The organism is Micromonospora profundi (genome assembly GCF_011927785.1).
GTDB lineage: Bacteria > Actinomycetota > Actinomycetes > Mycobacteriales > Micromonosporaceae > Micromonospora > Micromonospora profundi.
On the sequence record NZ_JAATJK010000001.1, the window covers coordinates 5744973 to 5756864 of the forward strand.

The 11892-nt window shown below is 70.1% G+C and carries 10 protein-coding genes and 3 tRNA genes; 9 read left to right on the forward strand and 4 right to left on the reverse strand.

Annotated elements, in window-relative coordinates; genetic code table 11:
* Window positions 1–2: 2 nt before the first annotated feature.
* The 3 genes from F4558_RS25560 to F4558_RS25570 all read right to left on the reverse strand — a co-directional run bounded on the left by F4558_RS25560 (window position 3) and on the right by F4558_RS25570 (window position 3828).
* Complete coding sequence (locus F4558_RS25560; RefSeq protein WP_167946252.1) at window positions 3–959, reverse strand: carbohydrate ABC transporter permease; 957 nt, start codon at window positions 957–959, stop codon at window positions 3–5.
* A 77-nt stretch (window positions 960–1036) separates the two neighbouring features.
* Window positions 1037–2416 carry an ABC transporter substrate-binding protein gene (locus F4558_RS25565; RefSeq protein WP_053652046.1) on the reverse strand — a complete coding sequence of 460 codons (1380 nt, stop codon included), beginning with the start codon at window positions 2414–2416 and terminating at the stop codon, window positions 1037–1039.
* Between the two features lie 407 nt (window positions 2417–2823).
* Window positions 2824–3828 carry a LacI family DNA-binding transcriptional regulator gene (locus F4558_RS25570; protein WP_167946254.1) on the reverse strand — a complete coding sequence of 335 codons (1005 nt, stop codon included), beginning with the start codon at window positions 3826–3828 and terminating at the stop codon, window positions 2824–2826.
* Window positions 3829–4090: 262 nt separating this feature from the next.
* On the opposite strand from F4558_RS25570, the gene F4558_RS25575 reads away from it, so the two are divergent.
* Complete coding sequence (locus F4558_RS25575; protein ID WP_167946256.1) at window positions 4091–5227, forward strand: serine hydrolase domain-containing protein; 1137 nt, start codon at window positions 4091–4093, stop codon at window positions 5225–5227.
* A gap of 75 nt (window positions 5228–5302) precedes the next feature.
* On the opposite strand, the gene F4558_RS25580 is transcribed toward F4558_RS25575, so the two are convergent.
* Window positions 5303–6226, reverse strand: a complete 924-nt coding sequence (locus tag F4558_RS25580) for a phytoene/squalene synthase family protein (RefSeq protein ID WP_167946258.1) — start codon at window positions 6224–6226, stop codon at window positions 5303–5305.
* Between the two features lie 65 nt (window positions 6227–6291).
* Between F4558_RS25580 and F4558_RS25585 the strand changes: the two genes are divergently transcribed.
* The 8 genes from F4558_RS25585 to F4558_RS25620 all read left to right on the forward strand — a co-directional run bounded on the left by F4558_RS25585 (window position 6292) and on the right by F4558_RS25620 (window position 11846).
* Window positions 6292–7434, forward strand: coding sequence for a polyprenyl synthetase family protein (locus F4558_RS25585; protein WP_053652038.1), 1143 nt, complete (start codon window positions 6292–6294; stop codon window positions 7432–7434).
* A 25-nt stretch (window positions 7435–7459) separates the two neighbouring features.
* Window positions 7460–8941 (forward strand): phytoene desaturase family protein, encoded by a 1482-nt coding sequence (crtI, locus tag F4558_RS25590; RefSeq protein WP_167946260.1) that lies wholly within the window; start codon window positions 7460–7462, stop codon window positions 8939–8941.
* A complete protein-coding gene (gene idi / locus F4558_RS25595; RefSeq protein WP_167946262.1) occupies window positions 8938–9558 on the forward strand; it encodes an isopentenyl-diphosphate Delta-isomerase in 621 nt (206 codons plus the stop codon). The genes crtI and idi overlap by 4 nt, the downstream gene beginning before the upstream one ends.
* Entirely contained in the window at window positions 9548–10495 is a 948-nt protein-coding gene (locus F4558_RS25600) for a MerR family transcriptional regulator (protein WP_053652033.1), read from the forward strand. Before idi ends, F4558_RS25600 begins: the two co-directional genes overlap by 11 nt.
* A 73-nt stretch (window positions 10496–10568) precedes the next feature.
* The gene (locus F4558_RS25605; RefSeq protein WP_167946264.1) at window positions 10569–11342 is read left to right on the forward strand and encodes a polysaccharide deacetylase family protein; all 774 of its coding nucleotides are present in this window, start codon (window positions 10569–10571) and stop codon (window positions 11340–11342) included.
* Window positions 11343–11495: 153 nt separating this feature from the next.
* Window positions 11496–11568: transfer RNA gene (locus F4558_RS25610), tRNA-Glu, on the forward strand.
* Window positions 11569–11599: 31 nt separating this feature from the next.
* Window positions 11600–11673: transfer RNA gene (locus F4558_RS25615), tRNA-Asp, on the forward strand.
* Window positions 11674–11772: 99 nt separating this feature from the next.
* Window positions 11773–11846 (forward strand) — tRNA-Phe (locus tag F4558_RS25620).
* Window positions 11847–11892: the final 46 nt, after the last annotated feature.

Consider the following 11892-nt stretch of genomic DNA (forward strand, 5'->3'; position numbering starts at 1 on the left):
TCCTAGTCCTGTTTCGCGGTCAGCCGCACGTACACGGCGGAGAAGCCGGCCAGCACCACGAGCATGATCACGCCCAGTGCGGCGGCGCCGTTGAGGTCGTTCTGGAAGAACCCGTGCTGATAGATGAGGTACGCCACCGAGGTCGCGGAGTCCTCCGCGCCCGCGCCGTTGGCGAGGATGAGTGGCTCGATGAACACCTGCATGGTGGCGACGATCTGGAGCATCGCCAGCAGCGCGAGGATCAGGCGGGTCTGCGGGATCGTCACGTGGCGGATCCGCTTCCAGATCCCGGCGCCGTCCAGCTCGGCCGCCTCGTAGAGTTCGCCGGGGATGTTCTGCAACGACGCCAGGTAGATCAGCACCGCGCCGCCCATGTTCATCCAGGTGGACGCGAGCACCATCGCCGGCATCGTCATCCCGGGCGACTGCATCCACTGCGACGTGGGCAGGTGCAGCGCCTTCAGGATCGCGTTGAACAGCCCCGCCTCGCTGGGGTCGTACGCGTAGAACTTGAAGAGGAACAGCGCCGAGGCCGGGGGCAGCATCACCGGCAGGTAGACCAGGATCCGCAGGTATCCCTTGGCGTGGCGGAACTCGTTGAGCAGGATCGCCACGAAGAACGGCACCACGTACCCGAGGACGAGCGCGAGGACCGTGAAGTAGGCGGTGTTCTTCCAGGCGGTCCAGAAGCTGGGGTCGTCGACGATGCGCAGGTAGTTGTCCCAGCCCACCCAGGTCGTCTCGCCGCGCCGGGTCCGCTGGAAGCTCATGACGATGCCGCGGATCATCGGGTACCACGAGAAGACCACGAAGCAGAGCACCGCGCCGATCAGGAACGCGTGCCCGGTGAGGTTGTCCCGTACCTTGCGGCCGAGGTTGGTGCGCTGCGGCCCCACCGGGTACGGCGACATCGGGCGGCCCGGTTTCCTGGGGGTCTCCGGGACGGTGGTGATCGTCAAGGCAACTCCAAGTCAGTGACGCGGACGGTGCGGCGCGAGGTGTGGGGGCCGGGTTCCACGGCCCCCACACCTACCGATCAGCTCTGGGCGGACAGGAGCTGGTTGACCTTGTCCTCGGCCGTCTTGAGCAGCGCGTCGATGTTCGAGTTCGGGTTGGTGAGCACCCCGGACATCGCAGCGTCGAGCACCGCGTAGATCGCCTGCGCGTTGCGGGGCTCACCCTTGATCGGGATCGGGGTCGCCTCGAAGATCGCGAAGTTCGCGGTGTCGACGTTCGCGTTCGCCTTGCGCAGTTCGAGTTCCTGCTTCTGTGCGTCGCTGCCGTTGGCGAAGAGCAGCGGCTGCGGCAGGCCCACCGGGTAGTTCTGCGGCTTGGCCCGTACGTAGTCGAACTGGCCCTTGCCCGGGGTCAACTTCTGGTACGCGATCCACTTCAGACCGGCCTTGACCTGCTCGGGGGTGAGGCCCTTCTTGAAGAAGTAGCCCTCGCCGCCGCCGAGCGTGCCCTTCGCCAGGCCGTCCTGGCCGGGCAGCGGGCTCATCGCCCAGTCCTGGAATTTGCCCTGGAACTGGCTGACGATCGCCTGGGTCGCGTCCGGTGCGCCGATGAACATGCCGACCTTGCCCGCACCGGCGTTGGTCAGCAGGTCGCCCCACTGCAGGAGCTGGCGGGCGCCCATGCTGTTGTCGCCGTACCGCATGTCCTTGAGGTTCTGCAGGACCTGCTTGCCCATGGCGTTGTTGAAGTCGGCCTTCTTGCCGTCCTCGGTCAGCACCCGGCCGCCCTGCGAGTAGAGCAGCGAGGTGAAGTGCCAGCCGCCGGTGTTTCCCGCGCTGTACTCCGAGTAGCCGGCGATGCCGTTGCCGAGCGCCGAGATCTTCTTGGCGGCCGCCCGGACGTCTGCCCACGTCTTGGGCGGGTTGTTGACGTCGAGCCCGGCCTGCTGGAACAGGGCCTTGTTGTAGACAAGGCCCATCGAGTAGTTCTTCACCGGGACGGCGTAAAGCTTGCCGCCGTCGCTGAAGACCTCTTTGAGTGCCGGGTCGATGCTGTCCCAGGTGGGGACGGTGTCCTTGTTTGCGTACTCGGAGATGTCCATCGCCTGACCGGAGTCCAGCACCTGCTGGAGATCGGTCATGTACCCGTAGAACACGTCCGTCACGGTGCCGCCGGCGAGGCGGGCGGTGAAGTCCGGCGGGTTGTTGCACTGCTCGCCGACGCTCACGCTCTTGATGACGATGTCCGGGTTCTGCCGCTGGAACTCGGCGACATCGTCGTTCCAGTTCTTCAACAGCTCTTTCTGCGCGCCGACGGGCTGGCAGTCGACAGTGATGGTGACCTTGCCGCCAGCGGTCGTGTCCTTGTCGTCGCTCTTCGTGGAGCACGCCGTGAGGCTGAGCCCCAGGCCGGCCACGAGCGCTAACGCCGCAGCCCTTCGGTATTGCGGTACGGACATCTGTCCATCCCTTCGGGAACGGGTGTCTCCATGACGTCGCTGAATCTGCGGTGGTGAGTCCTGACGCCTCGTAGCTGCGCCGGTGCCAGGTGTGAGTGACGTCACTGTAGCGATGAGAACTCATGTCAGCAAGAGTTGGACTGCAAACTGAAAAGAGACGACATAGCAGTGGCAGATAGGGATGGCGACACGAGCTGCGGCGGCCTCGAGAGCTTTTGCCATCCTTTGACCAGGTAGCGTTCAGCCTGCTGCCGGTGAGGGCCGGGCAACGACGAAAACGGCCGCCGACCGCTGGTGAGCGGTCGACGGCCGAACGTCGTCAGATGGGTACGGGTCAGTGCCCCGGCAGCGTCAGCGCGCGGGCGCGGTCAGGGCGCGGTCAGGGCGCGGTCAGGGCGCGGGCGCGGTCAGCGGCCCGGGGCGGGTGCGGTGGAGCCGCGAACCACAAGCTCCGGCTCGAACAGCAACTCGTCCTGCAGGACGCCGACGCCCTCGATCTGGGTGACGAGCAGGTCCACAGCGGCCTGACCCATCGTCTCGATGGGCTGCCGCACGGTGGTCAACGGCGGGTCGGTGCAGGTCATGAAAGCCGAGTCGTCGAAGCCCACCACGGAGATGTCGGCCGGCACCGCACGACCCAACCGCCGGGCAGCCCGGATGGTGCCCAGAGCCAGCACGTCGCTGGCACAGATGATGCCTGTCACGCCGCGTTCGACAAGTTTGGTCGCGGCGACCCGCGCGCCCTCCATCGAGAAGCTCGAACGCTCCACACACTCCCGCTCGGCGTCACCCCAACCGGCGGCCTGGACCATCGCGTCCAGCTTGCGGCGCGACGGCACGTGTCCCTCTGGGCCGAGCACCATCCCGATCCGCTCGTGACCGAGTGAGCGCAGATGCCCGTACGCCTGCTCCACCGCCACGGCGTCGTCGGTGGAGACCCGGGGAAACCCCAACTCGTCGACGCCGGCGTTGACGAGCACCACCGGAAGGCCCCGATCGGTCAGCCGACGGTAGTGGTCGTGGCGGGCGTCGGCCAGCGCGTACGAGCCGCCGGCGAAGATCACGCCGGAGACCTGGTGGTCGAGGAGCATCTCCACGTAGTCCATCTCGGACACACCGCCGATGGTGCGGGCGCACAGAGCCGGCGTGTAGCCGCGCTGGGCGAGAGATCCGGTGACCACCTCGGCGAGCGCCGGGAAGATCGGATTCTGCAACTCGGGCAGCACCAGCCCGACCAGCCGGGCACGCTCGCCACGCAGTTTGGTCGGTCGCTCGTAGCCCAGCACGTCGAGCGCGGTCAGCACGGCCGTGCGGGTCGCCTCGGACACCCCGTCCCGGCCGTTGAGTACCCGGCTGACGGTGGCCTCGCTGACGCCCGCCTTCTTGGCAACTTCAGTCAACCGCTTGGTCACGGCCGCAATCGTACGTCACATTACTGAAAGAAATGAACAGCAGAATCGTCGTGATTTGCCGTTCCGCTGCGGCGTCTTGCCGCCTTCACCAGGCAGCGCCTCCGCGCCTCCGCGCCGGATATCGGTCACTGCTACGAGCGTGATACCTCAGAGGCATCAATATGACTCTGAGGTATCACGCTCATCAGAGCACCCCGAGCCGCGTGCGAGCAGAACGTGGGCCAGAGGCACGCGGAGCGGCAACTCCACTTACGGTGGCCTGATGCACGCGCGCTTCGCCCCGGTCCGGGACTGCTTCCACGACCTGCTCACCTCCGGTCGGGAAACCGGGGCCAGCCTGGCCATCTGGTACGACGGTCAACCGGTGGTCGACCTGGTCGGTGGGCCCCGGACCACCGACGGGCCCGAAGTCGGGGCGCGGACCACCGACGGGCCCGAAGTCGGGGCGCGGACCACCGACCGGCCCGACGGCGCGGCGTGGCGTCACGACACGCTCGTGAACGTCTACTCGGTCGGCAAGCCCGTCGCGGCACTCTGCCTGCTGATGCTCGTCGACCAGGGACGGATCGACCTCGACGCGCCGGTGACGCGGTACTGGCCGGAGTTCCGTACCCCTGCGACCGTGCGCCAGGTGTTGTCGCACACCGCCGGGCTGCCGGCCTTCCCGGTGCCGCGGCCGGCCACGGCGATCACCGACTGGGCGCTGCTCACCGGCGATCTGGCCGCCGCCGACCCCGAGTGGACGCCTGGCTCGGTGGCAGGTGAGCACGCGTGGACGTACGGGCACCTGGTGGGCGAGTTGGTCCGCCGCGTGGACGGCCGGTCGGTGGGGCGTTACCTGGCCGACGAGATCGCCGGCCCATGGCGGCTCGACCTGGGCTTCGGGCTGGCCGCGGCGGATCAACGCCGCTGCGCGGACCTGCGCTACGGCGACCCGCAGTGGCCGACCAGAGCGCTCGGTACGCCGGGCTCGCTGCGCGCCCGCGCCATGGGCAACCCGGCCGGTGGGCTCGACCTGACAGTGCTGAACAGTCCGCTCTGGCGGGGCGCCGAGGTGCCGGCGGTCAACCTGCACGCCACCGCCGCCGGCCTGGCCCGGCTCTACGCCGGTCTGCTGGCCGGCGGTGTCCTGGACGGCGCACGCCTGTTCAGCCCGGACCTGGTGGCAGAGGCGACGAAGGTCCAGTACGACGGGCCGGACCTGGTGCTGGACCGCATCGCGCAGTGGACGTTGGGCATGCAGTGGGAGCCGGACGGCAGTTGGGGCATGGGTGGCATCGGCGGCAGCAGCGCGTGGGCCGACCCGGGCAGGGGCTACACCTTCGCGTACGCCACCGCCACGCTGGCCGAACACGATCGTGCCGACGAGTTGGCGGAAGCCCTGCACTCGTGCCTCTGACCCGCTTGTTAGGAAGGGCCCCTTGTACAACACCAGGCGTTAACAAGGTGCCCTTCCTTTCGGTGCAGCCGGCGGTCAGCGGGCGGCCGGTTGGATCGTCGGCCCGGGAATCGTGACGGGGGCGCCGGTCGAGGTGAGCAGGGCGCGGGCGGCCACCGCCATCCGCCGTCGCTGCGGCACGAGGGCACGCCGGGCGAAGACGTCGTAGTCCTGCGCGGCCACCTCGTCGAGGATGCCGCCGTAGAGCGCGTACGCGGTGCGCATGCAGGCCTGCGAGGCAGGGGCGAGCATGGTGATGCCCGGTGCGGCGGCGGCGTAGTGGGCCTGGGCGCGCGTCACCTCGTACTCGATCAGCTCTCTGGTCCGGGGCGTGCCGCGCCCTCGGTTGCGGGCCTCGAGCAGGTCGTCGCGTGTGACGCCGAACTTCGCAAGGTCCTCGTCGGGTAGGTAGGTGCGGCCCCGGTCGAGGTCCTCGGCGACGTCCCGGATGAAGTTGGTGAGCTGGAAGGCGAAGCCGAGCTGCCGAGCGGGCTCGCGGGCAGCGGTCGGGTCGGAGCTGCCCAGGATCGGCAGCATCATGGTGCCGATGACGGCCGCCGAGCCCTCCATGTAGTCCAGCAGGTGGTCGTACGTCGGGTACGCCGTGACGGTCAGGTCCATCGCCATGCTCTTCAGAAACGACGCGAAGTCGTCCCGGTCGAGATCGAAGACGGCGATCGTGTGCAGGACGGCCGGCAGCAGCGGATCGTCGACCTGCGCGCCGTGCAGACCGGCCACGAACTGGCTGGCCCAGTCGTCGAGCAGGGCGGCCCGCTCGGCCGGCGGAAGGTCCTCGGTGCGGTCGACGATCTCGTCGGCGTACCTGGTGAAGCCGTACAGCGCGTGCACGTGTCGCCGTTTCCAGGCGGGAAGCAGTCTGGTGGCGAGATAGTAGGTGCGGCCGTGGCGTCTGTGCAGCTCACGGCATCGGTCATAGGCAGCGGTGAGATCCGTGTCCACCGGACCCTCCTCAATTATCGACGCACCAATCGACGCAACTCGTAGCCTAGGGTACGCTCGCTCACATGGCCAACGACGCAGCGACGGGCAACGCGATCCGCGTGGCTCCGACAGAGCCGGGCGACAGGGACGATCCGGTCCGTGCCGTCCTGGCTGCGTACACCCACGATCTGAGCACCGCCGTCAACGACACCCTCACCACCTTTCTCACCGCCGAAGTGGAATCCCTCGCTCAGATCGACGCAGCGATTGGCGAATTCGCCGCAGCCGCACGGGACGCCGTCCTGGTCGGCGGGAAACGTCTCCGGTCCACGTTCGCGTACTGGGGCTGGCGGGGGGCGTCCGGTGGCAGCGAATCACTCCCACCGGTGTTGCCCGCGCTGGCCGCCCTCGAACTGCTGCACACCTTCGCGCTGGTGCACGACGACGTGATGGACGACTCCGCCACCCGGCGCGGCCGGCCCACCGCGCACGTCGCACTCGCCGCCCAGCACGTCGCGGCAGGCCACCGGGGCGATCCGGACCGCTACGGCGAGGCTGCCGCTGTGCTCATCGGCGACCTCTGCATGGTCTGGGCCGACCGGCTGCTGGCGCACACCGCCGTGCCGCCGGCCCGGCTGCTGGAGGTCCGCCGCTGCTACGACCAGATGCGGGTGGAGACGATCGCCGGGCAGTACCTGGACGTGCTCGGCGAGAACGACGCGGCCAACTGGTCTGTCGACCGGGCGCTGCGGGTGGCCCGCTACAAGACCGCCAGCTACACGGTGCAGCGGCCGCTGCTCCTCGGCACCGCCCTGGCCGGGGTGAGCACCGACGCCCCGCTCGTCGCCGCGTACACCCGCTACGGCCTTGCCGTCGGCGAGGCGTTCCAACTCCGCGACGACCTGCTCGGTGTCTACGGCGACCCGGCCACCACCGGCAAGCCGGCCGGCGACGACCTGCGCACCGGCAAGCCGACCACACTGCTCATGCTGGCCCGGCAACTGGCCACGCCCGCCCAGCGCAGGGCGTTGGATCGGGCCGACACCGGGCCGGTCGACAAGCTCGCCGAACTGGTAGCCGACACCGGCGCGGTGGCGCGGGTGGAACGGATGATCGCCGAGCGGGTGGGCGACGCGCTGGCCGCGCTCGACGCCGCACCCGTGGACCGGACGGCGCGGACGGCGCTTACCGGGTTGGCCACCGCCGCCACCGACCGGCGGGCCTGATGAGCGACTCTTTCAAGGAGGTCACGTGCGCACGGTGACGGGACGAACGGATCGCGTGGTTGTCGTCGGCGCCGGGCTGGGCGGCCTGGCCTGCGCGCTGCACCTGGCCGGCAGCGGCCGACAGGTGACAGTGCTGGAGCGCGAGCCGGTGCCTGGCGGGCGGGCCGGCCGGCTCTCGGTGGACGGCTACGACTTCGACACCGGCCCGACGGTGCTCACCATGCCCGACTTGATCGCCGAGGCCCTCGGTGCGGTCGGCGAGGAGCTGCACGACTGGCTCGACCTGACCCCGCTCGACCCGGCCTACCGGGCGTACTACCCGGACGGCTCCACGCTCGACGTACTCACCGACACCACGCGGATGGCGGCCGAGATCTCCCGGGTCTGCGGGCCGCGCGAGGCCGACGGCTACCTGCGCTTCGTCGACTACGCGCGGGAGTTGTGGCGGCTGGAGCGGACCGACTTCATCGAGCGCAACCTGGACGCCCCCACCGACCTGATCACCGGCAACCTGCTCAAGTTGCTCACCGGCGGTGCCTTCCGCCGCCTCCAAACGAAGATCAACCAGTTCTTCCGCGACCCGCGTACTCAGCGGATCTTCTCTTTCCAGGCAATGTACGCCGGCCTCGCCCCGCACGACGCGCTGGCCATCTACGCAGTCATCGCGTACCTCGACTCGGTGGCCGGTGTCTACTTCCCCCGCGGCGGCATCCACGCGGTCTCCCGGGCGATGGCCGGCGCGGCCGAGAAGCACGGCGTGCAGATCCGGTACGACACCACGGTGACGCGGGTGGAGACCGCGAACGGCCGGGCCACCGGTGTGCTCACCGCCGACGGCGAGTTGGTGCCGGCGGACGTGGTGGTGCTCAACCCGGATCTGCCGGTCGCCTACCGGGACCTGCTCCCCGCCGCCCCCTCGCGGCGCCTCACCTACTCGCCGTCGTGCGTCGTCCTGCACGTCGGCTCGCGGCAGGGATATGCGAAGATCGCCCACCACAACATCCACTTCGGTCGCGCGTGGAAGGGCACCTTCGATGAGGTCATCCGCAGGGGCGAGCTGATGACCGACCCGTCACTCCTGGTCACCAACCCGAGCAGGACCGACCCGTCGGTAGCCCCGCCGGACCGGCACACCTACTACGTGCTGGCCCCGGTGCCCAACCTTGACCGGGCGCCGTTCGAGTGGCGTGGCGACCTGACCCGGCGCTACGGCGACCAACTGATCGGCACCCTCGAGGAGCGCGGCTACGTCGGCTTCGGCGACGGGGTCGAGGTGCTCCAGGCGATCACCCCCGCCGAGTGGGCGGAGCAGGGAATGGCCGCGGGCACCCCGTTCGCCGCCGCGCACACGCTCTTCCAGACCGGCCCCTTCCGCCCGTCGAACCTGCACCGCGACCTGGCGAACGTGGTCTTCGTCGGCTCCGGCACCCAACCGGGGGTGGGCGTGCCGATGGTGCTGATCTCCGGCAAGCTTGCCGCCGGTCGGATCACCGGGGAAAGCCGATGAGCAGCCGTGAGGAGCACCTCGTCGAACTGGTCGACGACGCGGGGCAGGCCGTCGGTGCGGTCACGGTGGCGGCCGCCCACCAGCCGCCGGGGCAACTCCACAGGGCCTTCTCGGTGCTGCTTGTCGACCCGGACGGCCAGGTGCTGCTCCAGCGGCGGGCCGCGGTCAAGACCCGGTTCCCGCTGCGCTGGGCCAACTCCTGCTGCGGCCATCCCCAACCGGACGAGTCGCTCACCGAGGCCGCCAACCGGCGGCTACGCGAGGAGTTGGGCACCGGCCCTGTCGAGCTGACCGAGGTCGGCGTCTACGTCTACTACGCCGAGGACCCGGCCACCGGTCGGGTCGAATTCGAGTACGACCATGTGCTGCGCGGCGAGTTCCTGCCCGCTGCCCCACTGCAACCGGACCCGGACGAGGTGGCCGAGCTGCGCTGGGCCGACCCCGCAGCCCTCGAAGTCGAGCTGGACCGCGACCCCCGGTCGTACGCACCGTGGCTGGGTGGGGTGGTGAACCGGCTGTTGCGCCCCTCTGGCGAGATGCCGGGCGCACCCGGCCCGGCCGTGACCCCGTCCGGATCGTCGGCGGATGACGCGGCGGAGCGGTCGGGTGGCCGATGAGGCGCTGAGCGCTGGCGCCGTCGCGCGGCGGCTGGGGGTGGCAGTCACCACGCTGCGCACCTGGCACCAGCGCTACGGGCTCGGCCCAAGCGAGCATGTCCCGGGCCACCACCGCCGGTACACGCCCGCCGACCTGGCCCGCCTCGAAATCATGCGACGGCTCACCGCCGAAGGCGTGAGCCCCGCCGAGGCGGCCCGGTGGGCACGCCAGGCACCGAACCAGGTGGCCGCCGACGTCGCGCGTAACGGAGGTCGGCTCCGCCCGCCCCACCGGGACGGCGGCGGATCCATCCCGGTGGGTCGCGCCGGCCCGGCCGCCCGAGGGCTGGCGCGCGCCGCCATGCGACTGGACGCCGCCGCCATCAACGAGACGATCGCGCACACCCTGGCCGCCAGCGGTGTCGTCGCCACCTGGGAGAACCTGCTGCGTCCCGTACTCGTCGGCGTCGGCGAGCGGCACGCGGCCACCGGTGCCCTGGTCGAGGTCGAACATCTGATTTCCCGCTGCGTGTCGGAGGCGTTCGCGGCGACCAGCCGGGCCTATGCACCCACCGGGCCGGCACGCATCCTGCTGTCGTGCGCCGACGAGGAGCAACACAGCCTGCCCCTGGAGGCGCTGGCCGCCGCGCTCGCCGAGGTCGGGATCAGCTACCGGATGCTGGGTGCGCGGGTGCCGCTGGCCGCCCTCGTCGAGGCGGTCACGCGAACCGGCCCGGCCGCCGTGGTGCTCTGGTCGCATACCCGAGCCACCGCCGACCCGGCCCAGCTCGTCGCCCTGCTCGCCGCGCCCCGCCGCCCGCTGCTGATCCTCGCGGCCGGCCCGGGCTGGCAGGCCGACACACTGCCCGCCGGGGTGGTGCGACCGTTCGACCTGGCCGAGGCGCTCTCCCTCGCCGTCGCGGTACGCGACTCGCTGGACCAGTCGACGGGGCCCTGACCGGCCCTGTCGGCCCGGGGTGGCTTCCACTACCGTCGGTGGTCCGCCTGCCCCGACCCCCGGGAGCGAACACATGCAAGCCCGCGCCGCCCTGGCGTCCGTCCTCGCCGTGGTGCTGGCCCTGTCCGGTTGCGCTCAGCCGCGCGGCAGCATTCACGCCGCCGGCGGGCCACAGCCGATCGAGTCGACCACGCCACCCACCCCGACGCCGCGCCCCACACGTACCAAGCCGCCGCTGCGACCGCTGCCGTCCACCCTTCCGTCCGGGCTGCGGCGCACCACAGGCGTGAAGCCGGTGGCGTTGACCTTCGACGACGGGCCGAACCCCACCTGGACTCCCAAGGTGCTCGACCAACTACGGGCTGCCCGGGTGAGCGCCACCTTCTGTGTCGTCGGCCACGAGGCCCAGCGCCACCCCGAACTGATTCGACGGATCGTCCGGGAGGGCCATCAGCTCTGCAACCACAGTTGGCGGCACGACCTCGATCTGGCCCGTCGTCCGGTCGCCGAGATCCGGGCCGACCTGGCCCGTACCAACAAAGCCATCCGGGCGGCTGCCCCGAACGCACCAGTGCCCTTCTACCGCCAGCCAGGCGGCCGCTGGACAGCGGAGGTGCTGACGGTGGCGAAGCAGCTCGGCATGCGCCCCCTGCACTGGACCGTCGACCCGCAGGATTGGGCCAAGCCGACGGCCACGACGATCGCCAAGCGAATCCACTCCGCCGCCCGCCCCGGAGCCATCGTGCTGCTGCACGACGGCGGCGGCGACCGGGCTGCGACGCTCGCCGCCTGCCCGCACCTGATCGCCGACCTGAAGCGCCGCTACGGCATCGCCCGACTCCGCTAGGACGCTCTGACCTGCGGTTATGCGCCTCGCTGAAGCTCCTGCGATACCGGTTTTGTCGACCGACCAGGCATCACGTATGCTTTCCAAGCCTCCGGCGGGGCCGGATGGGAGCAAGTCCGCTTGAAGTTGCGAGTGTGCAATGATGGCGGGGCCGCCCTCATCGTCTAGCGGCCCAGGACGCCGCCCTTTCAAGGCGGTAGCACGGGTTCGAATCCCGTTGGGGGCACGACCGGCGCAAGCCGGAGCAACACAAGCTAGGTCCTGTGGAGCAGTTGGAGTGCTCGCCGCCCTGTCAAGGCGGAGGTCGCGGGTTCAAGTCCCGTCAGGACCGCAGCGCTGACGCCGCGCCCCGCGCGGCGTTCTGCGTATCGGAGCGTGTGACCCTGCCGCTGATTCGTCAGGTCGGCGGGTAGCATGAGCCGAGCAACACGGCCAGGTAGCTCAGTTGGTACGAGCGTCCGACTGAAAATCGGAAGGTCGGCGGTTCGACCCCGCCCCTGGCCACATAGCCTTTCGCCGGGCTACAGGAGCGCCGATCAGCGGAAACGCG